General features: G+C 53.9%; 14 protein-coding genes and 3 pseudogenes. 10 read left to right on the forward strand and 7 right to left on the reverse strand.

Translation table 11 applies throughout. From position 1 onward, the window contains the following. The first annotated feature begins 132 nt into the window (after positions 1–132). From traD to J2X14_RS19210, 3 genes are read left to right on the forward strand one after another with little or no spacing between them, the layout of a single operon-like run. Positions 133–2,280 carry a type IV conjugative transfer system coupling protein TraD gene (traD, locus tag J2X14_RS19200; RefSeq protein ID WP_352412752.1) on the forward strand — a complete coding sequence of 716 codons (2,148 nt, stop codon included), beginning with the start codon at positions 133–135 and terminating at the stop codon, positions 2,278–2,280. Between the two features lie 8 nt (positions 2,281–2,288). Beyond that, entirely contained in the window at positions 2,289–7,409 is a 5,121-nt protein-coding gene (gene mobF / locus J2X14_RS19205; protein ID WP_352412753.1) for a MobF family relaxase, read from the forward strand. 5 nt (positions 7,410–7,414) lie between these two features. Beyond that, the gene (locus J2X14_RS19210; protein WP_352412754.1) at positions 7,415–7,927 is read left to right on the forward strand and encodes a hypothetical protein; all 513 of its coding nucleotides are present in this window, start codon (positions 7,415–7,417) and stop codon (positions 7,925–7,927) included. 417 nt (positions 7,928–8,344) lie between these two features. On the opposite strand, the gene J2X14_RS19215 is transcribed toward J2X14_RS19210, so the two are convergent. Then, on the reverse strand, positions 8,345–9,520 hold the full coding sequence (locus J2X14_RS19215) for a GTPase (RefSeq protein ID WP_352412755.1): 1,176 nt from the start codon (positions 9,518–9,520) through the stop codon (positions 8,345–8,347). A 525-nt stretch (positions 9,521–10,045) separates the two neighbouring features. On the opposite strand from J2X14_RS19215, the gene J2X14_RS19220 reads away from it, so the two are divergent. After that, positions 10,046–10,300: a RepB family protein gene (locus J2X14_RS19220; protein WP_352412756.1), complete on the forward strand. Its 255-nt coding sequence runs from the start codon at positions 10,046–10,048 to the stop codon at positions 10,298–10,300. A 283-nt stretch (positions 10,301–10,583) separates the two neighbouring features. Continuing rightward, on the forward strand, positions 10,584–11,516 hold the full coding sequence (gene repA, locus J2X14_RS19225) for a plasmid replication initiator RepA (RefSeq protein ID WP_352412757.1): 933 nt from the start codon (positions 10,584–10,586) through the stop codon (positions 11,514–11,516). A 1,790-nt stretch (positions 11,517–13,306) separates the two neighbouring features. Here the strand turns inward: repA and J2X14_RS19230 are convergent. Beyond that, on the reverse strand, positions 13,307–13,681 hold the full coding sequence (locus tag J2X14_RS19230; protein WP_352412758.1) for a hypothetical protein: 375 nt from the start codon (positions 13,679–13,681) through the stop codon (positions 13,307–13,309). A 359-nt stretch (positions 13,682–14,040) separates the two neighbouring features. Then, entirely contained in the window at positions 14,041–14,934 is an 894-nt protein-coding gene (locus J2X14_RS19235; protein ID WP_352412759.1) for a RepB family plasmid replication initiator protein, read from the reverse strand. 296 nt (positions 14,935–15,230) lie between these two features. On the opposite strand from J2X14_RS19235, the pseudogene J2X14_RS19240 reads away from it, so the two are divergent. The 3 pseudogenes from J2X14_RS19240 to J2X14_RS19250 form a co-directional block, all read left to right on the forward strand. Then, positions 15,231–15,640: pseudogene (locus tag J2X14_RS19240) on the forward strand (S24 family peptidase). A gap of 34 nt (positions 15,641–15,674) precedes the next feature. Beyond that, a pseudogene (locus J2X14_RS19245) lies at positions 15,675–15,845 on the forward strand (Y-family DNA polymerase); the annotation flags it as partial. Between the two features lie 3 nt (positions 15,846–15,848). Continuing rightward, positions 15,849–16,313 (forward strand): annotated as a pseudogene (locus J2X14_RS19250) (tyrosine-type recombinase/integrase); the annotation flags it as partial. A 76-nt stretch (positions 16,314–16,389) separates the two neighbouring features. Here J2X14_RS19250 and J2X14_RS19255 read toward each other — a convergent pair. The 3 genes from J2X14_RS19255 to J2X14_RS19265 are packed head-to-tail and all read right to left on the reverse strand — an operon-like array spanning position 16,390 to position 19,194. Further along, on the reverse strand, positions 16,390–17,250 hold the full coding sequence (locus tag J2X14_RS19255) for an SMP-30/gluconolactonase/LRE family protein (protein ID WP_352412761.1): 861 nt from the start codon (positions 17,248–17,250) through the stop codon (positions 16,390–16,392). Positions 17,251–17,308: 58 nt separating this feature from the next. Then, complete coding sequence (locus tag J2X14_RS19260) at positions 17,309–17,782, reverse strand: DMT family transporter (RefSeq protein WP_352412762.1); 474 nt, start codon at positions 17,780–17,782, stop codon at positions 17,309–17,311. Between the two features lie 14 nt (positions 17,783–17,796). Next, complete coding sequence (locus J2X14_RS19265) at positions 17,797–19,194, reverse strand: amidohydrolase family protein (RefSeq protein ID WP_352412763.1); 1,398 nt, start codon at positions 19,192–19,194, stop codon at positions 17,797–17,799. Between the two features lie 130 nt (positions 19,195–19,324). Between J2X14_RS19265 and J2X14_RS19270 the strand changes: the two genes are divergently transcribed. Then, the gene (locus tag J2X14_RS19270; RefSeq protein ID WP_352412764.1) at positions 19,325–20,242 is read left to right on the forward strand and encodes a LysR family transcriptional regulator; all 918 of its coding nucleotides are present in this window, start codon (positions 19,325–19,327) and stop codon (positions 20,240–20,242) included. 93 nt (positions 20,243–20,335) lie between these two features. Here J2X14_RS19270 and J2X14_RS19275 read toward each other — a convergent pair whose 3' ends face one another. Next, positions 20,336–21,526, reverse strand: coding sequence for an MFS transporter (locus J2X14_RS19275; RefSeq protein ID WP_352412765.1), 1,191 nt, complete (start codon positions 21,524–21,526; stop codon positions 20,336–20,338). An 87-nt stretch (positions 21,527–21,613) separates the two neighbouring features. On the opposite strand from J2X14_RS19275, the gene J2X14_RS19280 reads away from it, so the two are divergent. After that, positions 21,614–22,408, forward strand: a complete 795-nt coding sequence (locus J2X14_RS19280) for an AraC family transcriptional regulator (RefSeq protein ID WP_352412766.1) — start codon at positions 21,614–21,616, stop codon at positions 22,406–22,408. Positions 22,409–22,755 lie beyond the last annotated feature (347 nt).

Consider the following 22,755-nt stretch of genomic DNA (forward strand, 5'->3'; position numbering starts at 1 on the left):
AGGAGGCGGAATATCACGTCAGCCCAGCCGGGCACGTTCACACCGTAATTAAACCTTGCGCAGCTACCGGCCTGGCCTACGCCTGTCCGCAGCTCTGCACGTTTACCACTGTTTCCACATAAAGGATTTTCAATGAGCCTCAACGCCCGCGACTTCACCCAGGGCGGCCAAGTGATGAAATACATGATCGGCATGTTTGTGCAGATCATGAATATCGCCACCTACTGGGTTGTACTCTTTTCTGTGCTGATATTTTTTTCCTGGATGCTCCTGCGGCTCACGCTGCAGGAGTTCATTCACGGCAGCGCCTACTGGCTGATTAAGTGGTTCATCATGCCACTGTCAAAGCTCTCCGGCAGGCCCTCTCAGTCCGGCTGGACTTTTCACTTTGAGCGGCCAAACGGCGAGGTGGTGGCGTTTAAACACACGGCGCTGCAGGTGATGAACGATCCGTATTTTGTACTCATGGGCCAGCACGTCAAGGACACGGCGTTTTATGGGTGGGGTATTGCAGCGTTCTCCTTCGTCGCCGCCATTATGGCTATCACCTGGCTTCTGGGCAACAAAGGCGCCAAACAGCGCGAGAGCGAGCTTACCGGCGGCCGTATTCTCGCGACAAGTCCTGCTGTCGTGAACCGTCTGCTCAGAAAGGCCGGCGTGATGTCCCCGCTCAGCATCTGCGGCCTGCATATCCTGAAAGACTCCGAGATGCAGAATTTTGGCCTGCACGGTACCGTCGGGTCGGGCAAGAGTACCGCGCTGAATGACCTTCTGCGCCAGCTTCGCGAGCGCGGCGATCGCGTCATCGTGTACGACAAAGGCAATAACTTTATCCCGACGTTTTACCGTCAGGATAAAGATCTCATTCTCAACCCGTTCGATGCGCGCTGCGCACCGTGGGACCTCTGGGAAGAGTGTCGGACGGTGGGCGACTTTGAAAACTTCGCCACCTCGCTGTTGCCCGACAGCAGCGGCAGCAGCGATCCGTTCTGGGTGCTGTCGGCCCGTTCGCTATTTGTGGCCACCGCCCGGCGTATGGCGCGCGAAAAGAACCGCAGCATCGGTGAGCTGCTGAAAAAGCTGATGTCCATCAGCCTGGCGGACCTGCGCCAGTTCCTGGAAGGCACAGACGCGGCGAACCTGGTGGACGGTAGCATCGAGAAAACCGCGATGACCATTCGTACCATTCTCACCACCTACGTTCGCTCGCTGCGCTACCTGCAGGGGCTCGATCAGGGCGGACGCCGTCCGTTTAACATCCGCGACTGGCTGCACACCGAAGACGCAAGCGGCGACAATCCGTGGATTTTTATCTCCAGCGACGGCCAGAACCACAATGCGCTGAAGCCTCTGCTGAGCGCGTGGCTCTACATGACCATGTCCGGCATTCTCGGCCTGAAGGCCGACCGCAATCGCCGCATCTGGATCTTCCTGGACGAGCTGCCGTCCCTGCACAAACTGCCCATTCTGCCGGAGTTCTGCGCGGAGGGCCGTAAGTTCGGCGGCTGTACCGTCGCCGGCCTGCAGAACTTCCCGCAGCTGGAAGAGACGTACGGTACCAACGCGGCCAAATCGATCTGGGACCTGCTGAACACCCGCGTCTTTTACCGTGCGCCCAGCGGCTCGATTGCGGACTGGGTACAGAAGGAGATTGGCGAGCAGCGCCATAAGAAGTTCAAGGATCAGTACAGCTACGGTATCGACATCATTCGCGACGGCGTGCAGTTCTCCAAAGACGAGATTAACGAGTTCCTGGTCAGCTATTCCGACGTGCAGAGCCTTAATGACCTTGAGTGCTACATCACCCTGCCGGGCGAGTGGCCGGTGGTGCGCATGAAGCTCTCCTGGAGAGCCTACCGCGAAATTGCTGAGGGGCGCATTCCCCGCGATGTGGAAGACGTGTTTGACCCGGACATCGAGGCGACGCTGGCGGGTGAAACCAGCGACAACCAGGCGGGCCAGATTGTGGGCAGGCTGTTTGGCGACGCGACAGCAGCGGCAACCGCTGCAGAAGACCAGGGAGCCGGCAGCGCTCAGGCCGCAGCAGCGCCAGCTGAAAGCGCGACACCCCCCGCCGAAACGACCTCAGCGCAGTCAGCGCCGGACGAGAAGGGCGGCCGTGTTACAACGTTGCCGCCTCCTGCAGCTGATTCCACACGTACTCCTGCAGCCGACAGCCCTGCGCCAGCACCGGTATCAGAGCATGAAACTGAGCGGCCGCTGCAGGTTATGGATGTGGTTAAACATAAACACGCGGATTTTGGTCTGGACCGCAACTGAGGTGAATCATGCTGTCAGTCTCTTCAGTCAAAAACGCCGGCAAGGCTGGCGCCTACTATACCAGTGAAGATAACTATTACTTTCTCGGCGAGCAGTCCACGGAGTGGTACGGCACCGGCGCGGAAAATCTGGGTCTGGAAGGCCCGGTAAACCGCGATACCTTTGTGGCGGTGCTGGAAGGCCAGCTGCCGGACGGCACCGATATGCGCCGCATGGAGGGCGGAGTTAACAGACACCGCCCGGGCTATGACCTGACGTTCTCGGCACCCAAAAGCGCGTCGGTACTGGCGCTGGTGACCGGCGATACCTTTCTGGTGGATGCCCATAAAGAGGCGGTGCGGCGCACGCTGGACGAGGTGGAAAAGCTGGCCACCACGCGCACCATGACCGACGGCATCACGGAAATGGAGAAAACCGGCAATCTGGTAATTGCCACCTTCATGCACGATACCAGCCGCAATCTGGACCCGGCGATGCACACGCACGCGGTCATCGCCAACGCCACGCTCTCGGAAAACGGCTGGAAAACTGTCTCCACGGATATCAACGGCAAACAGGGCTTTACCGACGTGGTGTGGAACGAGCAGGTCAGCATCGGCGCGCTCTATCGCGGCCATTTCCGTTCTATTATTGAGCCGGAGGGCTATCAGACGGAGGACACCGGCCCGCGCGGCGAATGGGACATCACCGGCGTGCCGGTAAAGCCGTTTTCCTCGCGCCGCCAGGAGATAGTCGATCTGGTTGGCGAGAACGCCACGGCGAAGCAAAAGAGCATGGCGGCACTCGACTCCAGGCAGGCCAAACATTTTGAAGATCCCGAAACGCTGCGCGAACACTGGCTGTCAGTGCTGAAAGGTACCGGTTTTGACGCGGAGACGTTCAGGCAGGAAGTGGCTGAGCGCCGCCAGACGCTGGAGGCAAAAAGCGCCGGGGACGAAAAAAAGGTAGCCATGCCTTCCTCGCTGGACGGTGCGGTGCGTGAGGCGATTGATCGCCTGTCCTCAAAAAGCGTGCGCGTGACCTACGACGACGTGATGACCAGCGTGCTGAATCATGTCCCGGTTGAGCCCGGCGTGTACGGTCAGGCCCGCAGTGCCATTGATAATGCCATCGGCCGCGGTCAGCTGATCGCCGTGGACAAGAACCAGACGCTGTTCACCACCGCTGCCCACGTCCGCGACGAAGCACGCCTGGCGCAGCTGGCCGCAGGTCTCGCGGAGAAACGCGGCGGGCTTCTGGCGCCGGCGGGTGAAAAGGGCGTGCTGGCACAGGTGGCCGACGCTGATCGTGCCGTGTCGCTCATCGATGTGCGCGGCGGCACCCAGTTCGTCAGCGACCTGAACCGCAGCATCATGGCGATGGCCGGTGAAAACAAACGTCCGTTAATAGTGGTGGCGGCCTACGGAGCTGCGCGAAAGCGCCAGCAAGCCATCTTCGGGGATAAACCCGGCGTGTCGCTGATGACGGCGGAGGAGATGAAAACCGCTGAGCTGCCGGCACGTCCGCTGGTACTGGTTGCCGAGGCCGAGCGGTTTAATACCTCCGGGCTGCACGACGTGCTGAAAACGGCCGCACAGCAGGAGGGCACCACGCTTGTGACCGACACGCACGCCAGGCGAACGGCGGGCTTTGCCTCTGAGGTGCTGAGTAGCGCGGGCGTGAAGCAGTTCACCGCCACCCCGAAAACCGAAAACGTACGCGTGACGATGGTGCAGAAGGACACGGTAGAAGACCGGCTCAGCGTGGCGGCACGCTACTACGCACAGGAAAAGGCGCTGGGGCGTCCGGTATCTCTGCAGGCTGGCAACGCGCGCACGCGCGACCAGCTCACGACCCGCACCCGGGAAATCCTGACAGATGATGGACAGCTTGGTCGGGTACTGGGCGAGGCCACGGTACGGGTGCCGGTGTGGCTGGATGCCACCAACCGCAACGACCGCAGCGTGTACCGCGCGGGCATGGTGCTGGAGCAGCACGAGGGGCAGGGACAGAAGTCGTTTTTTACCATTACCGGCGTCAGCGAGCGTCACAACCTGCTGACCGTTTCGGACGAAAAGGGCCAGAAGCAGGGAATAAGTATCAGCAGCATCGACAGCCATTACCGCCTGTTCCGGGAGAAAAAGCTGGAGCTGCGTGAGGGCGAGCAGCTGCGCGCCACGGCTGAACTCGGCAGCCGCGCCGGCAGCGGCGAGCGGCTGACCGTCACCGGCGTGAAAGAGGGACGCTGGCTGTTTAAGGACGTCATCCTGATGGAAAACGCAAAAGGCGAGCGCGTGAAGCTGGACCGCAACGCGCCGCTCTATGCTGACTACGCCTACGCCGAGTCCTTTGGCTCCACGCGTCGCACGGAGGGCAGCGTGGTGGCGGTGCTGGCGGGCAAGGAGGTGAACGACGCGACCGTGAATATGCTGCGCCGCAGCGGCTCAAATGTCATCGCCTTCACTCCGCTGGACGAGGCCGCCATCGGCCGCCGGCTGGAAGAAAACCGCCCGGTGGTGAGTGTGACGCAGGGCATCAAATCTCTCGCCGGCGAGAGCGACCTGACGGACGCGCTGCGTGAGCTGGAGTCGCGGAAGATGTCGCAGCCGGAGCGTGCGATGCGGCTTGCCATTGAGAAAGCCACCGGCACCGACGTCACGTTCACGGGCGTACGGGCGCTGGCCGGAGCCATCAACGCCGACCGCAGCATCACGCCTGAGCGCGCGGAGGAGGAGCTGTCGCGCCTGGTGCAGCGCGGCGAGATTTTTGAGCTCAGTGCGGAGCAGGGCGCGGCAGGCAGATACATCTCGCGTGAAAACTTTGAAAACGAGGTGTCCATCCTGCGCCACGTCGCCGAAGGAAAAAACAGCGTGAAGCCGCTACTGGCCGGGGGGCTGAGTGAGGAGAACGCGGCGGGTCTGACGGAGGGCCAACGCGGGGCGGGCAACCTTATTCTGACCACGCGCGACCGTTTCACCGCCATCCAGGGTTATGCCGGGGTGGGAAAAACCACCCAGTACCGCACCGTGGCGGCGGCGCTGGACGCCGTTGAGGACGGCCCGGAAATTCGCGGCCTGGCACCCACGCATCGCGCCGTCAGTGAACTTTCCGGTGCGGGCATTCCTTCGCAGACCATCGCCAGCTTTCTCAGCGAAAGCAGCCAGTGGCAGGCCGCCGGTCAGGCGCGCGACTTCAGCAACACCGTCTTCGTTATCGACGAATCCTCGATGAACGGCAACGCTCTGATGGCCTCACTGATGAACGTGATCGCCGAAGGCGGCGGCCGCGCCATACTGAGCGGTGACCAGGACCAGCTGAAGTCGCTGGAGTCCGGTGCGCCATTTGCCCTGGCGCTTGAACGCAGTGCGGCCGATGTCGCGGTGATGAAGGAAATCGTGCGTCAGATCCCCGCGCTGAAACCAGCCGTGGAGGCCGTTATTGCCGGTAATGTGCGTGAGGCGGTGCGGATAACGGCTGAAACCAGTCCGCAGAGCGTGCCGCGTCAGCCTGGCGCCTACGTGCCGGAGAGCAGCACGATGGACGGCAGCAAAATAGAAAAAGAGGAGGCCGGTCCGGATGAGAAAGCGGGCCCCAACCTCATCGGCCTTATCGCGGACGATTACAGCGGGCGCACGGCGGAGGCGCGCGACAACACGCTTATCGTGACGGAGCTCAATGCCGATCGTCAGGCCATAAATGATGCAGTGCATGCGCGCCTGCGGGAGCAGGGCGCGCTGGGTGACGGTGTCACGCTGCCGCTGCTGATGCGCATTAATAACAGTAATGCCGACCTCGGGCGGCAGACGTTCTGGGAAGAACAGGCCGGGAAGGTGGTTAAGCGGGGCGAGCAGTATTACCGGATCGGCGAAACAGACGCAGAAAGCGGCGTGGTGCGCATGGCAGGGCTTGACGGAGCTGCTGACCGCTGGGTCAGGCCTGCCGAGCTGCGTAAGGAAGAGGTGGCGGTATTTAAGGAGGTGGCGAGGGAAATCAGCCTCGGTGAAAAAATCCGCCTGACGACCACCGACCGCGACCGCAACCTGCGTGCCAGCGATATGGCTGTGGTTTCAGGCATTACGGCGGACGGAAAAATCACGCTTGATACCGGCGACCGCCAGCTGTCATTTGAGCCTGCCGCACGTTACGCCGACCGTCATCTGGACTACGGCTACGCCGTCACCACCTACAGCTCGCAGGGCGCGTCGGTGAAATACCTGATCGGCCTGTTCGGGGAAGAGGGGGCGCGCAAAATGATGGCCGCCCTGGACAGCACCTACGTGCAGCTTTCCAGGGCAAAAGAGCACGTTCAGACCTACTTCGACAATCTGTCCGGCTGGGCCGACCGGGTTGAAAGCAAAAGCGGGCGGCGCCAGACGGTACACGACGTGCTGATGCGGGGGGAGGACGTGCGTGCGGGACGGGAGGTGCAGGCATGGGAGAAAAGCCTGCCGGTGTCGGGTACGCGCCTGGCGGACCGGGTTGATCAGCATCTGACGGCCGACGCGCGCTTTATGGCGGGTAAAACGCCGGAGATGCTCTGGCCGGTTATTAACGAGCACGGAAGACAGCGGGGCAACTGGCATGTTCCCGTTTCGCCCTCAAGCGGGGAAGTGGATTTTTCTGCCGCCCATTATGAAGGGGCAGCGGACGGCAGCCGCATCGTGCTGCAGCGCGGGGAGAAGCACGGGAAGGTGCTGGAAGCCGCGGATATTGCTGAGGCGCTGCAGCTGATGAAAGATAACCCGGACAGCCCTGTGGTGCTCGCGGCTGAACACAGTGAGCGTCACGATGACAGGAGTGCGCCGGCAGCTGCAGAGTCGGGTGGTGAGGAACTGGACCGTCGCGAGGCAGAAGCGCTGGAGAAAGCCATTAAAGCGGCACTGGGGCAGGAGGAGAAAGAGCCGGAGCCCGTCACGCCCGATGACGCGCGGAGCGCACCGGATGACAGGGACAGCGAACGTGAGGCTGCGCTGGAGGCCGCACTGGAGGAATTGCGTGAAGAGGAGGCATTCGATTACCGCGACTATGATCTGTCGCCGGAGCGGGAAGACCGCGCCACGATGATGAGCGACGAAGTAAACGTCATGCGCCATGAGCGCAGCGAACCCGAGCCGGAGTTTGGCCATAAACCCCAAAAAACGCTGGAGTAGACCTTATGACATTACTGCTGATTGCGGCCACCGTGGCCGTTTCCCTGCTGATGCTGATGGCCTGGCTGCCTGAATTCAGGGCTGAAGGCGCGCTGCTTCGACGCTGGAGTAAGGGGGGCGGCGAGCCCCGCTGCAGTGAAACCGTGCAGAGCGTGGTGGAGGCATTTATTCAGGACTTCTCAGGGACTCATAACCTTACGGACGGCGAAACGGCACGCATCCGGGAAATGAAGATCCGTCCCGGGATGATGCCCGTAACGCTTCTGCTGCATCCGCAACTGGTGAGGCGTGAAAAAAGACACTTTGTGCGCGGGCGAAACCTGACTGCTGTGTTTGTGGCAACGGGAGTGAGCGCGCTTATCATGCCACCGCTGGCCGGCATGGCCATGCACAACATGAGCCTGTGGCTGCTGCCCTTTCTGAACACGGCAGTGTTCTTCACCGGTCTGCAGCTGCTGCGCTACACGTATTCAGATTTAGGGCTGATAAACGTGCTGGTTACCGGCAAGCCGGATTAAACAAACGGCCTGCCGCCCTGCGGTTGGCCGGTCCCTCACGTCCTGGATTGAAAATCCCGCACGCTCACGACCATTGGAGTACACAATGAGTGTAACCCTTCGGTTAGTGCTGCTCAGCAGTCTGATGACGCAAGCTAGACAAACGCTGCATCCAATGTGATCGTAGGCTTCTCACCTCTAGAAAGCGCAGAAGCTCTGATAATCAGCATGATCTAGCATGCGCAGGTTAGTATCCTGCTTACCAGTCACAGCTTTACCTTGCCGGAAGTTATCGCGGCGCTCGTTCTGGTCAATATGCACAGTTATAAATGTGTACGTGGGGTTGGATGCAAAACTAGCTATACCAAATAGCCAGAGGAGTACAAAGAGCCCTATTTAAAAAAATGGGGCCCTAATATTTTACTGTTATCGCATTTCTTACTTTTTAAAAGAGAAGTGTTCTTTAAATACAGCTAAGATCGATGTGGCGCTTTCGGGTAGTTCTACAATGCCGGTTTCTTTATTGTAGTAAGAGACGAGAACTTGGATGTACGCATGACCCACAGCTTGTGTAATGGCTATGGCCGTTGCAGCAGAAATAGCTCCACCAATAACAGATCCTACTCCGGGTATGAATTTTAGTGCGTTAGAAACAACGGCTTTGCCAACCTGAGCAACTGCAGTAATACTTAGTATTCCAGCAACAACAGACATAGATGTTGATGTCGAAGTATCAAGCTCAAACTCAGAATTGATTTTATATATCATTCCGCTTTGAACAGCTGCAATCAATGGAGCATCAGAACCAGGTATCGGGGAAGCACCGACAGCTCCGGCGGCTGCTGAAGCGCCATGGACAATGTTTCGTGAACCATTTTTCATAGCTTCAAGCCTTTCTCCCATTTTAACCATTTGAGCCTTTTTTAAAGCTTGCTTTGCACCTTTTTTAGCTTCTGGAAGAGCCTTAAAACTTATATCTACTAACTCGTCAAGGCCACTAACAGGAACGGAGAAACCTAATATTTTCCTTTCAGCTGAGTTAACCTGGACATATTTACCACCGATATAATTTCCATGGTGGGTGTCGATTTCAATGATGGCTTCAGTAATAAATGCAGATGTTTCTTCGCCAAGGGTTTTTGTGAATACAACTACTATAGGTATATTGTGTTCTTTTAATATACTAATAAGCTCGATATCTCTAGGTTCAATCCTAGCCCCTGAGGAATCAATACACATCCATCCCAGATGGGGGATGTCATCAATATGAGAGTAATTGTCCAAGCTAGATTTAATTTCTTTTTTTAGCTGACTTATGGTTCCTTCATAATCTTTTGATTCTATTCCTTTAGTATCCCATAAAACTAATCCTTTTTTAGGTACTTTTATCTTTTGTAAATGCTGGGTAATTGGTTTACCGACCCCAGCCTTGACGATTTGCTCACCAAAAACGGCATTAACTAAAGAGCTTTTCCCAACCCCGGTAGCCCCGAACAAGATGATATTGAACTTTTCTTTTCTCTCTTCGGCTTCTTGGGCTGCCTTATCAGCATCGAAAGTTTGTGTATCATAATCATAGGAGCTGCCTAAGAAATCCTCATAAGAGTTAGACATAATTACCTCTTCAATAGTTAATATTACATGCTTCTGTTTACATCCATGTATAGCCATATTTTCATAGATGTTTATGGTCTGGAGCCTTGAGAGAGCCTATTCCTCTTGCTCCTCTTGACACTTAATAACTAAATATCGGATTTAAGTAAGATTTCTTTATACTCTTGGCCAAAAAAGTTAGCATCTCTTAACGGCTGCTTGTTTGAGAAGTATGCCTTGTGCGAAAAATGTCCTCTGAAACAACAAGGTTGAAACCGAAGGCTTTAAGTAGGTGCGCTGCCCCCTGGCACAATAGTGAAAATGCACTGGGCATCGGGGATATGCCGGAGCTTGGCAGTCACTATATACAGCCTTGGCCTTCACGCCGGGATTCGGGCAGTGAATGCTGGCTGATAAAATGTCTTACCCGACCGTAACGCCTAACAGCCCAATCGCCAGCTGCTGTGAGGCATCACAATTAAGGCTTATTACTGATTTGGCTTATGATATGCTGCGGAAAGTCTTATTTTGTAGCAGGATACGAGCATGAGCCCCCGTGATTCAGTAACATCAGCTCCCGAAAAGAAACGTACCCGTAACAGAGAGCAGCCAACTCCTGATAAGGAACGCGTTCGTGCCTATAAGGCAAGAAAACGCGAAACTCATAAAGCACTAAGCCTTTTTATTCGCAGTGACTTGAAAGAGGCGCTGATAAAGCTTTGTGAGTTAGAGGGAACAACGCAGGCTGAAGTGCTAGAAACTTTGATTGAGGCACAAGCCCGTAATAAAGGATTGCTGTAACCAGGTTACTTTATTGCCCTGAGCGTTTTTGAGTGATAGATTACGGATAGTTAAGAATTCATGGCTGGCCACACCATGATGTGGCAGGGATCTGAGGCGGTAGGACCAAATCAGAAAAGAAAAAACCCCGAAAATCTCTTCAGTTTGGCGACGGATAAGATTAACGGGGTTCAACTAGTTCTGCACAGGATTATTGCCCTGTGCAGGGAGTATAGATTTATGGCCAGAAAAAGACAATCCGTTCTGTGCTTACTCCACTTGCGTAATATAAGCGCCGGGCGGCATGTATAAGCAGGTAACCTTCACTGAAGCTCCCCGACTGGACAAACGCCACCGTGGCGATCATTCCACAGTGTGCAAATGCGCTAATCCGGAGTGGTTTGCGCCAGAGAGCTACCGACGCCTGCCCGGGCAGATGGGCCATGCCATGAGCCGGCTTGTAGTAAAAGACAAGCGCACAGGTAAAATGACGCTGCGCCAGCGCATGTCCCGCCATCCTTATTTTGTTCAGCTTCGCGACGTCGCAGGACGTAAACGTGATTTTCGCCCGGAAAAACAGGCATTATATGATGCCATGTGGCCGTTGTGTGTTCAGCGAGCAGATCTGGCCACATCTGTAGTCACCTTCAACGGCAGCAAGCTGGCTGACGAGCTGAGTCCAAAAGATGAAAATGGCAATGTAATTCCGAAAACGCGCGTTGAGCCCAGCCGGCTTTCCCGCCTGTTTGAGGAATGGGAACGCTATGGCCTGATTGAACGACCGGATCTGGAGATGGATCCTGTGACGGGTTACTGCATGCCGCGTCACATCGTACTGACTGACCAGTTCTGGCAGCTGTGCGGCATCGATATGGACAAATTTCTGGCGGAGCGCAATGAGCGCCTCGCTGCTGAAGCCGACGGCATCATTGAACCGGGTACACACGCTTCCGTTCGCGCTGCGCGCCGGCGCTGGTATGAAAACATGCGCATGGCCACGTTGATAAGCCGCCGTGAAAAAGCGTCAAAGCAGAAGCGCCGCAAGCGCCTGAGTAAGTTGCCGCTTGATGACAGGCGTAACGCAATGGCCAAGCTGCTGCGTACACGTCCGGCTCATGTATGGCGAAATCTTCCGCCTGAAGACTTTGACCGCCTGGTCTGGAAATGTCTGCGACAGCTGGAGCTGGGCCTCGACTATGAGCCCGCGCTCACAAAAATTCCTGATATCGTTCACTGATGCCGCCCTGCTATTTTTACCGCCTTAACTGGCGGTAAAGTCGTTTGTACTGTGCCCAAATGCCCGTATTTGCACCAGTATTGGTTCCTGCAAAACCGCAAACCGGGTCAAAAATGTGGCACAGTTTGTTTTACCCACAGTTACCCGCAATTAATATCCTGAGTTTACCGGCATACACAATCACGGCTACGCGCAAGACAGTCCTGATTTACATCAGAAAGAAATAATCAAAATAATAAATAAGGTATTCATACAGGCATTTTACGTGGATAAGCTAAATGCCTTCGCTTGCAGCGACCACAAGCATCCGCGCCGCTCAGATCATTAAAGTAGCTCCCGACGTAAACGTCGGGCGTTCACTTTAGTTACAACATAAAATATATACATTTAATTCAACCCCCAAGTTCGGGGATATCGGTAACTCCTGTGCACACCCAACCATTAAAAAGCCGCGCCCGCCCCGCCCTTCGGGCGGAACAGGAGTGGCTTTAATGGATGATGTAACTAATCCTCTAGCTCTCTGGCGGCTTATACCGCCACCAGAGACCAAGACCCCGGAAATCACGCACTTAACGTCGCCATGCGCCGTTAAGCCCGCTCACCGGGGCTATAGGGATTAGATAAACTATTTTATCGCGTTAAGCGCGTAAGGCTTTGCAGGGCGATGATTGGGTCAGTGCAATTTACAGCCCTGAAGCGCCTGCGGCGCGCCTCCAGGGACGTTCAACTACAGCATGACATAAAGCTTTCTTTGTCCCTTTCCATGCGCTACGCGCATAGGGTAAACACTGTCAAAATGGGTTAAAAATTAAGGCTGAACAAGAACCAGGCACTCGATCAAATTTTAACGTTTTTTTTTCAAAGGATTGACTTGTGTAGGACGCCTTATGAAACGTGGACTTAGGAAATTAGCCAGCCTTAGATCACGAATTCTTAGCGAAAATCAAGGCTTGTTAAGCGGGGAGAAATTACTAGAATGCTCATTATCTAGTCTCCCTATAAGCACACACCCACTATATGCGGTATTCGCGATGGATTTGTGTTTCTCAAAACCTCAAAAAGAATATAAAAAAACCCGCCGAAGCGGGTTTTAGGCAAAGCCTGGTTTGGGGAACCGGTCTTGCCATGACATCAGCCTGTAACAGGTGTGACGTCTGTAGGTATTGCGAAGCATAACTTGCGACCGGTCGGGTATCAAGAGGATGGGTACACGCAGATTTGAACCTGTTGAATAGACGAAAAAAATTTTTGGGTAGTTCCAGGAAAATCCAGGGAGATACCGGTGGGGATCGGTAATCTCTTAGCCCCAACCTGGCAATATCTGGTGTGACGTCTGTAGGAAAATGTCTCACCGGGCGCGATGGGTAATGTCAGGGCAGTCGCGCAAGGGTATCGCTAAAGCCAAAAGAGACAAGCTATGCTTAACAAAGCGTTGTTTTTCTTCAAGCTCATTCATCCGATAGTGGCCATTATCATTATCGTGCTGGAACGCTATAAATAAATGGCCATATTTAAGCCAGACATTCACTGTAGCGGGATAAAATCCGCTACAGTGAATACCACTCTATGTCGGATAATTCATATCTTATATTGCGTCTGAAGACATTTAGAACGTAATTCTTCCCTTCTTTCTCGATCGGGTAATCTGGAAATCCTTTCTCGTTCAGCTGCTGTAAGGCTTTACGAGCGGCAATGTTTTGATTGCCGGGACAGGATGAGATCTAAAGTCACATCCGAAGCCGTGCTGTCGCAGGAGTACATTGGTCCCGATGCATTCCAAAAGCATGACGTTAACGCGAGATATCCTGAATGTATTTTTTCAGCTTCACTCCCTGCCCTTCGCGAAAATCGAAGCCATACGTGCAGCCTTTCGCTGCAAGAACGCGATACAGCTCGTAGATAAGGTCACGATTTGGGCCTTCACCTACGGCAGCCTTTTCAAGAGCAAGTCGTGATGAAGTAACCAGGACTACGTGGCAAGGTTCATCAAGCTGCAGGACACCATCGATCAACCCCTGCATTAAGCTGCGTTTTGAGGTCGTGTCCTGATAGTGAAATGTCATCGGCGTTTTTATGTTTTCCCGCTCTATCAGTACTTGTGCAAAGCCTTCGCGTTTTTGCTGGTTACAACTACCTGTCGAATAAATATGAACTGTTCTAATCATGATATAACCATTCCGTAACAAACTGTTTTCAATACATTTTCATAAGTCTGTTGAGCTGCAATCGAAGTCAAAAGCGGTAGGATGATGCATTGCTCATGAACGTGAAGGCGGTCACTTTCATAAATAAGTCGTTATGGACCTTTGTGGCGGACACTTTCATAACTCTATGGCGGTTACTTTCATAAGACTAACCTTAAAGGTGGTTACTTTCATAAAATCTTTGCCTCCATAACGACTTTTAGCGAGCTATGTTATGAAAGTACCCCACCCTGCAGAGTCATAATTTATGAAAGCACCCTACCTTGTGGAAGCTGCCTTATGAAAGTAACCGCTCCGCAGATACATTATGAAAGTGACCGCTATTTTTTTGCTGTTCGTCCTATCGCCTGAAGCTTTGGCGAGCGGCTGTTAATAACAAACATGATTTCCCGGCCTTTTTTGTATTCTGTAAAGTCGAGGTAGCCAATCCTTACCAGATCAGCCAACGCACGTCTGATTATGGCATTCTGATCCTTAATCTGTGATTCAAGAGCCAGGCGCTCACGAAAGCGCTTCATTGAGATGTAGAGGGGACCTGCAGGCATACTTTCCAGATAAACATAAAGCGACTGTGCTGCTTCTTTTCGCGACAGCTCTGAAAGCGCTTTTAAGCCGAGTAACACCTTATGATCGTAACGATAAAGCTCCCATAAACTGCTGTCACCGACTATTTCAACCTGGTCAGTTTCATGGTTCAGCACCGCTCGCTGAACGAGGTGGGTGACCAACGATTTTTTTGTATTTTTACCACGAAATGAGAGCGTTACGCTGGAAAGGTTAAAGAGTGAATCATGCAGGCGCGCACGGGCTCTTCCGTTGATATCCGTTGGTTTGAGGCCGCACATCCTTGCGAACTCAGAGAACGACAGTGTGATTTTCTCGCTGCTGTAGCCATATTTTGAAAAGGCGGAGATCACACCAATCCATGTTTTAAAATCAGTGGACATGCTTAGCTTTGCCCCCTGTATTTTTATATCGGTATAACCTTCCTGTCTTGCCACTTCCAGGCTCGATAATTCCTCAGATGCATCGATCAAAAAGTCGCGTTTACCCTTCTCTTTTGGGGCGACAGGCGTGAACACGCTAAGACGAAGCAGTGCTACAGGCTGAACCGTCTTATTGCTGTTTGGCGTCAGTTCATAACTTGTGTTGGACTCTTTTTTAACAATGCAAAAAGGACTTTCTATCTCGCTGTTTTCTAGTTTATTTTCCATTTATCCACACCCAATGAGTAAACATCAGTCAGTTTATGAAAGTGACCGCAGTAGAGTTATGAAAGTAACCGCCCAGCTTATGAAAGTAAACGCTTTTATTATGAAAGTGACCGCTGCTCTTATGAAAGTGACCGCCAAAAGTACCTTTTTTAATTTATGAATCATGGGGTTACAAAGTTAGTGATCTTTATTGATCTTTACTTGATCTTTATATGATCTAAAAGAATTGATCTATCCAATGGATATGTGGATAAACAAACTCTAATCTCCTTAATTTTCTACACACTGGAGCTGAAATGGCATTTCAGGACCCCGCACAAAACTTCGCAGAACAGCGACTCAATCTGGGCGATCTGGTCACGCTGTTACCTTATTCAACGTTTCTTGTACGTAGCGACAGTAATACCCCGAGGCTGGGATCATGAAAGGCTCAGTTCTTGCTATCGATCACGCGCTTACACCTCAGCACAGGCATATTATTGTGGCAGAGGTTGATGGCGAGCTTGTACTTCGCAGACTGCTTATAAACCCCGTTCCGGCTCTCCAAGAGCTTAGGGGTGATGAAACCATTACCCTGCTCAATGAAAGTCAGGAATTGCCTGTATGGGGTGTTGTGGCCTATGCGCTTACCAATATCGCAGGGCTGGGCTTCACGCATCCACTCAGTGAACGAAACACATCCTCAGTTAAACTGTGGTGCGTATAAGCTGAAATACTCGAAATTGAGCCGGAGAGAAAATATGTTTGCACTTGCTGACGCCAATAACTTTTATGCGTCCTGCGAAACGGTGTTTCGGCCCGATCTGCGCGGAAAACCGGTTTGCGTTGTGTCAAACAATGACGGCTGCATCATTGCCCGCTCAGCTGAAGCCAAACGTATGGCCATAAAAATGGGCGCACCTCTCTTCAAGAATGTTATAGCACTGGCCAGTGTTCCTCAGGGCATGTCTTTATATGAGTTGATGCAGTGGTCCGGCCACTCGTCCCTACAGTCAACCATGCATTATATTCGTATACGTCCGACTCAGCTGGCCGCCTCGTTCGTAAAAGCAGACAGAGTGGTTCACATGATAAGCGTGCTGATTGACCACGATCCGGAAGCCGCCAGTCTGACCGGACCCGCGACGTACTATGATCTGGGGGACTCATACTGCACGAACCCATTCTGGAGTAGCTGTCAGCATCGGATGGCCTGCATTGGTTGCGATTTTAACCTGCTCAAACAGAGCGCACGCGGACTGGTACTGGAAAGCAAAGCCTCTGTCAGACGTTACCTTGAAGAAGTTCCGCCCACACCCGATGAGGGAGCCATCGTTGAACAGGACGCAGAGAAAATTGAACAGGCTCTTAAAAGGTTGTCCCTTAAACCCGTAGGGTAAAACGGACCGCTTTGTGCCAGAAGCGGACATTTTCTTTGATGTCTGAACTGGCAACGTTCTGCCAGTATCAAAACCGTTAAACAGTGTGTGCTGCAAAGCGGTTCTCAGGTAATCCGGGGCTGACATCAGATTTAGCTTTTAGCAGTGCACCGTCATATTCAGACAGCGCAGTGAGTCCCACAGAAGCCGTGGTGCAATAGAGAAGGGTAAACCCCTCACCGCCAAGTGTCGGGCAGGTGCTCTGGATTCCAGGTGACGTCAGAATAGCGTCGGTGGTCCCATCCGGGTGGTAACGGACAACACGGTTTCCCCCCCATTCAGCATTCCACAAATAGCCCGTGGCATCCACGCAGGAACCATCAGGGGCACCTTCACCTTCGACTTTAGTGAATACGCGCTGGTTTTGCAGCGAGGGATAATCGCAGCACATTATCCGACCCTGCATCGAGTCACAGTAATAGAGGGTGCCGCCATCGGGGCTGAAACAGATGCTGTTCGGGATAGCGACGTCGGACAGTGCGAGCGTCTCGACGGTCAGCGTCGCCGCGTTGAGCCGGTGAAATTTACCGATGACTTTAACGGGATAACCGTCATCCATCGTCCCGAAGACAAAATTACCGGCACGGTCACACCGTCCATCACCTATGCGGGTGCCGGTGTCTCCCGGTGAATGGGCCACCGGGGTAAGCAACGCGCGGTTGAGATCATAGAAAGCCAGCCTGGACGCAAATCCCATTAGCAGAACGTTGCTTTGTTCAGTCAGGGCAAAAGAGCCGAGACGTTCAGGCAGCGACCAGCGCATCACAGCGCCAGTGCCTTCTTCCAGTGCGAGCAGTTCACTGGCTTCGATGTCAGTCCAGTAGAGCCTGCGGGTTCTTTCACACCACAGCGGGCACTCTCCCAGCGTATTCCTGACATCTGCTGCGATTGATAACATGTTAATCCTCCGGATTATCAAAGGTTTTACTGCCCGTCGGCAGGGGTGGGTAACGCAGTTACTGCAGAAAACGTGCTGAGAGCCGGTCGCCGAAAAGCATGACGGCGAGTCCGACCAGCATGACAAATAATCCCCCCAGCCTGAGTAACGAAACCGGCCGACGCACAGCCCCCAGCAAGCCAAAATGGTCAATCATCTGCGAGGAAAGTAACTGTCCGACAATTGCCAGCCCGAGTAGGGCTGAAAACCCGATTTTCGGCGCAAGCACGACATAGCTGAACAGAGCACATGCGCCAATCAGACCGCCCGCCAGACTCCAGGGAGGCTGCGACGGGATCGCCGCTAACGATGTCATCAGCCCCCCTCTCAGCAGCGCGAAAATACCCAGACTGAACGCGCCCACCGTAAAGGAAAACAACGCCGCAGTGACCGGGTCGCCGCCCAGACCTCGTGCCAGCTGGCTGTTCAGAGTCGTCTGCAGAGTGATCCCCAGACCTGCGGCAAAAGCTATCACGTAATAAATCGCGCTCATGCTGTTCGTCCCTGTCAGTTTGCCTGAATAAGCGGCAGGAATTTTTCCGCAAAGATATCTGGTTCATACCCTGCTGCCGTAAAAAGGTGCTCGCGTGATTCATCAATGGCGGCACGCAGGCACTCGCTGTCTACACCCAGCACTTTGCCGTTCTGCTTGACGATGCGCCCGCCGATCATCACGGTATCGATGTTGCTGCGTTCAGCAGCATGTACCACCGTACCAACGGCATTGCCGGACGGGTAAAGATTGAGATCGCTGGCGTTAATCAGCACCAGGTCAGCCTGCTTACCTGGTGTCAGGCTGCCCACTTTGTCCTGTAATCCTGCACAGGCAGCGCCATCAAGAGTCGCGGCTTTAAGGAGTTGCGCCGCCGGAAGCGTTTTCAGCGCATGTTCAGAATCGCAGCATTGCTGCTGATGCATGCCCATCACCCGCTGCAGGTAAAAGGCGACGCGCATCTCCATAAACATATCGGTGCTGTACGACGTTTCATTGTCTACGCTCAGGCCAGGACTGATGCCATGACGCTGCGCGGCCTCAATGGCGAACATCCCGCTTTCGATGCCATAGTGCGAATCTGAGCGTGGACAGACGTTCACCCGGACACCTGCTTCCCGCAGAATTTCCCATCCACGGTCAGGCAGCGCCGTGCAGTGATTGAAAATATTGTCCGGACCCAGCAGCCTCTGCTGATGCAGCGACTCAAGTTCAGACCCCATTTCAGCCCCAAAGAACTCAGTGACAATCGGCAGTCCCAGCCTGCGTGCCTCGGCCCACAATGCTGGCTCCAGCTGCGCCATGACGGCGAGGGAAACCAGGCTTTCAGGGTTGTTGGTGAAATACTTCTCCTGCAGGCGCTGCCAGTTTCCCGGCCAGTGCGCTTTATCCCATTCGCCGGCTACCGGTGCGCCGGAAGCATGAATGGCACGAATACCGCTATCAAGCAGGGCCTCGACGGCGGCATCGGAATGCGCTGAGGTTCGGCTGTTATGCGAATTATCAATCATCGTGGTGATGCCCGCGTCAATAGCGCCCAGCGCTGTCAGCAGGTTGCCGACATAGATATCGGCAGGACGATAATATTTAGCGAACGAGAAGTGCGTGGCATTGCTGTAGTCATCCAGACAGGTGGCGTTCGGGTTAATGCGGCGCAGCTGTCCTTCCCATGCATGACGATGAGAATCGACCATTCCCGGCATGGCAATCATGTTGGTGGCATCAATCACCTGTGCACCCGGTGCGTCAAGGTTCTGTCCTACAGCGGAGATCGTTGAGCCGTTGATGAGAATATCACCGCGTTCAATGTTACCGACGTTATCGTCCATGCTCAGTATCGTCGCGCCACGGATCAGCGTAACCTGTGACGTGATGTTCTGATTGTTAACAATATTTCTGCTGTAACTGGTCATTAAAACTGCCTCTTTCCTGATTAATAATAAAACGATACGCCACACCATTAACCTGAAAAAGATGCTTAAAACGTTTTCATAATTCATAATTCGCGAATAATCAGACTTACATTTATTGCGGGACAGAACCATGGACAGGATTCAGGCTATGCAGGTTTTCATGCGGGTTGCTGAAGCCGGAAGTTTTGTGCGCGCGGCAGAAACACTTTCACTGCCCTCATCCACCGTCACCAGTACGATTAAAAATCTGGAAAAATATCTGCAGGTGCGCCTGCTTAACCGGACGACAAGGCGGGTCAGCCTCACGCCTGAAGGCCTTCAGTATCTGGCGCAGTGCCGGGAGATCCTGTCGCTGATTGAACACAGTGAATCCAGCCTGACCGACTCCGTACGGCGCCCCCGGGGGCGGCTGCGTGTTGATATGCCCGGAGGTATTGCCCATTTTATCGTTATGCCCCGCCTGAAAGATTTTTACCGGCTCTATCCGGAAATTTATCTGATGATTGGGGTCAGCGACCGGCAGGTCGATCTTGTTCAGGAAGGAGTGGATTGCGTTATCAGAACCGGGGAGTTAACCGACTCCACGCTGGTTGCGCGTCCGCTTGGCCGGTTTCGCTGGGTGACCTGCGCCTCGCCGGACTATCTCAGGGAATACGGTATTCCTGAGACGCCGGAAGCATTGTCACTGCATCGGGCGATTCATTACTTTTCCGGTTCGGGAAGACGCACCAATGAACTGCGCTTTACACGAGGCACGGAGGCGTTCTCCGTTCCGGTCGGGGGCGATGCGGCCGTTAACGAAACGGGACTCTATATCAGACTGTGTCTGGAGGGCTTTGGGCTGGCGCAGCTTGCTGAGAATGTGATTTCGGAGGACCTGCAGCAAGGCAAACTGGTCGAGGTCCTGGCGGACTGGCAGCCACCTTCAGTGCCGGTGACGATGCTCTATCCGCATCAGCGTTTTCTTTCTCCTGCCGTGCGTGCTTTTGCTGGCTGGGTCGCCGGGCTTTTTAACGATGGCGCAGGTAAGACACGGTCTTCCCGATGAAAGAGGGTCCTGAGAGCAGGAAGATGCTTCAGAACGATAGTTAACAGAACCCACAGCAGAGGAACCTATTGTCTCCCTGCTGTGTCAGCAATTTCAGCCCGACTGCTGCGCAGGTTCCAGGTGCGCATTTTGTCCGGCAGCCATTCCGGTGCAGGCACCTGCGACCGCGATTGCTGCGGTCAGCAGTAACGGCACCGTCCAGCCTCCGGACAGCTCCTGTACTTTACCCAGCAACAGTGGCCCCATTGCCGCCATCAGATAACCTACACTCTGTGCCATGCCTGACAGCGCGGCAGCATCACCGGCGTTTTTGGTACGCAGTCCGATGAAGGTCAGACCAAGCATCATGCTGGCGCCCGAGCCGAAGCCGAGAAGCGCCGCCCACAGCATCGCTAGATTCGGCAAATACAGGATGCCGATAAAGGACACCGCGGTTAACAGGCTGACGCCAGCAGCAGCTAATTTCTGATCGTTAAGACGACGCAGCGTCGCGGCCAGAATCAGGCCGGGAATGGCGGTGGTCAGCTGAAGGATCCCGTGTACCTCACCAGCCTGAGCTGAGGAGAGTCCACTGTCCGTAAGAACGGCTGGCAGCCAGCCGACTGCAACATAAAACGGCATTGCATTCAGGCCCATAAAAAGGGTGACCTGCCAGGCCAGAGGCGAGCGCCAGACCGCGACGGTCGCCGCTTTTTTCTCCCCCACTGCTGGGAGCTGATGCTTCTCCTTCAACTGGGGCAACCATAAAAGCAGCGCCAGCAGAGGCGCAATCACCAGCATGGCTAACGCGATGTTCCAGCCCCAGCTCTGCGTCAGAGGAATGACAAGGGCTGAACCAATAGCACCAGCCGCGCCCATGGTGATGGAATATGCCCCCGTCACGGAAGCCACGTTGCCGGAAAAGTCACGTTTGATCAGGCCAGGTAGCAGGACATTACCAAGGGCAATCCCTATACCTATAAATACTGTCCCGACATAAAGCGTCCAGACACTACCTGTGGAGCGAAGCAGAATGCCCGCTGAAATCACGGCCAGTGCACCAAAAAGGGTGCGTTCCAGACCGTACTTCCTGGAGATGGAGGCGCTCAGGGGTGAAAAGGCGGCAAAGGCCAGTAAAGGCAGTGAGTTAAGCAACCCAACGGCAGTAATACTTAGCCCATAATCATGGCGGATGGACTCTAAAACGGGCGCAACAGCGGTAAACGGAACACGCAGGTTAATAGCGATAAAGAGGATGCCGGTCACAAGTATGACTGAAGACCACTTGTTCGTAGTGTGGGACATAAACTGTGCTTTCTCTGAAAAAAAGAAAGACTTTAAAGTACGCATGAGTTACAGAATACAGATAACCTGACAACATATAACTAAATCATGCCAGCTTATAAGAAACCGGTGACCTCGCCGGAAGAATTTACAGCCGATGCATTCAGTCAGGCTGCTATCGCCCTGCATGTATCTTCGTCTGGCGAGTATGCCGGGCAAAGTCCGCACGCCCATCGTAAAGGCCAGCTTATTCTCTCTTTGCGCGGTGCAGTGAGCTGTGAGGTTCAGGATGCGCTGTGGCTTGTCCCACCGGGACATGCTGTCTGGGTTCCGGGAGAAGTCCCTCACAGCTGCCGTGTCACAAAGAATGCAGAGACCTGCTTTTTATTTATCGAGCCCGGCGCGGCAGCAATGCCGGAAACCTGCTGCACCCTGGCGATTAGTCCTCTGGTCCGCGAGCTTGTTCTGTTTCTGGCAGAGCAGGAACATGCTTATTCGCCTGACAGTAAAACCGCGAGGCTGGCAGCGGTGCTGCTGGAACATATACCGGACGTGCCGGTTAAAGCGCTCCACCTGCCGGTATCCGGCCATCCTAAAATCCGGGCTATGGCCGAGAGACTTTTTAAGGATCCTGATGACCGGAGGACGTTAAAAGAGTGGGCTGTACACCTGGCAACCAGCGAGCGCTCACTGGCCAGACTGATAAAAAATGCCACAGGACTGAGCTTTGGTCGCTGGCGTCAGCAACTGCATTTAATGATTGCCCTGAGCCATCTGGCTGAAGGGCTGTCTGTGCAGCGCGTAGCCGGTATGCTGGGTTATGATTCGGTCAGTGCATTTATAACCATGTTCAGAAAAGCGCTGGGGAAGTCACCGACGCAATATTTTTCTTCCCTGGACTAATGCAATAAAACGCAAACCGGCTTTTTACAAAAACTGTCAGCGTCCGCTTTTCGCTCAAAGCGGACCTTCCGTTCCCATCTGCCTTCTACCTTGAACTCCTTTCTGCCGTATCTCTTTCACTCTTCAACACCATCACTCAGTCCTGACCCGACATTACCTTTTTTCGGATCTGCGTGAAAGTAGAAAAGCTCTAGGGCATTTTGTTCATCAATTAAGGATGATTGTTTCAAATACAGCAATAATAACTATTTAGTTAAAGGAATTAATTTTTATTGCTAAAAACGCAAAAATGACCGGAAAGGGTAAACCGGTGGGGCATCAATTCCCGTCGTGTCATTTTTCGACTT

Origin of the sequence: Mixta sp. BE291, from assembly GCF_031457955.1 — a bacterium.
In the GTDB taxonomy this organism is placed as follows: Bacteria; Pseudomonadota; Gammaproteobacteria; order Enterobacterales; family Enterobacteriaceae; genus Mixta.

Bases quoted from the DNA above. Each gene is read 5' to 3' on its own strand.
- J2X14_RS19260 (WP_352412762.1), bottom strand. From the start codon at position 17,782: ATGAGCGCGATTTATTACGTGATAGCTTTTGCCGCAGGTCTGGGGATC.
- J2X14_RS19230 (WP_352412758.1), bottom strand. From the start codon at position 13,681: ATGATTAGAACAGTTCATATTTATTCGACAGGTAGTTGTAACCAGCAA.
- J2X14_RS19235 (WP_352412759.1), bottom strand. From the start codon at position 14,934: ATGGAAAATAAACTAGAAAACAGCGAGATAGAAAGTCCTTTTTGCATT.
- J2X14_RS19275 (WP_352412765.1), bottom strand. From the start codon at position 21,526: ATGTCCCACACTACGAACAAGTGGTCTTCAGTCATACTTGTGACCGGC.
- J2X14_RS19220 (WP_352412756.1), top strand. From the start codon at position 10,046: ATGAGCCCCCGTGATTCAGTAACATCAGCTCCCGAAAAGAAACGTACC.
- mobF (WP_352412753.1), top strand. From the start codon at position 2,289: ATGCTGTCAGTCTCTTCAGTCAAAAACGCCGGCAAGGCTGGCGCCTAC.
- J2X14_RS19280 (WP_352412766.1), top strand. From the start codon at position 21,614: ATGCCAGCTTATAAGAAACCGGTGACCTCGCCGGAAGAATTTACAGCC.
- J2X14_RS19265 (WP_352412763.1), bottom strand. From the start codon at position 19,194: ATGACCAGTTACAGCAGAAATATTGTTAACAATCAGAACATCACGTCA.
- J2X14_RS19255 (WP_352412761.1), bottom strand. From the start codon at position 17,250: ATGTTATCAATCGCAGCAGATGTCAGGAATACGCTGGGAGAGTGCCCG.
- repA (WP_352412757.1), top strand. From the start codon at position 10,584: ATGTATAAGCAGGTAACCTTCACTGAAGCTCCCCGACTGGACAAACGC.
- J2X14_RS19215 (WP_352412755.1), bottom strand. From the start codon at position 9,520: ATGTCTAACTCTTATGAGGATTTCTTAGGCAGCTCCTATGATTATGAT.
- traD (WP_352412752.1), top strand. From the start codon at position 133: ATGAGCCTCAACGCCCGCGACTTCACCCAGGGCGGCCAAGTGATGAAA.
- J2X14_RS19210 (WP_352412754.1), top strand. From the start codon at position 7,415: ATGACATTACTGCTGATTGCGGCCACCGTGGCCGTTTCCCTGCTGATG.
- J2X14_RS19270 (WP_352412764.1), top strand. From the start codon at position 19,325: ATGGACAGGATTCAGGCTATGCAGGTTTTCATGCGGGTTGCTGAAGCC.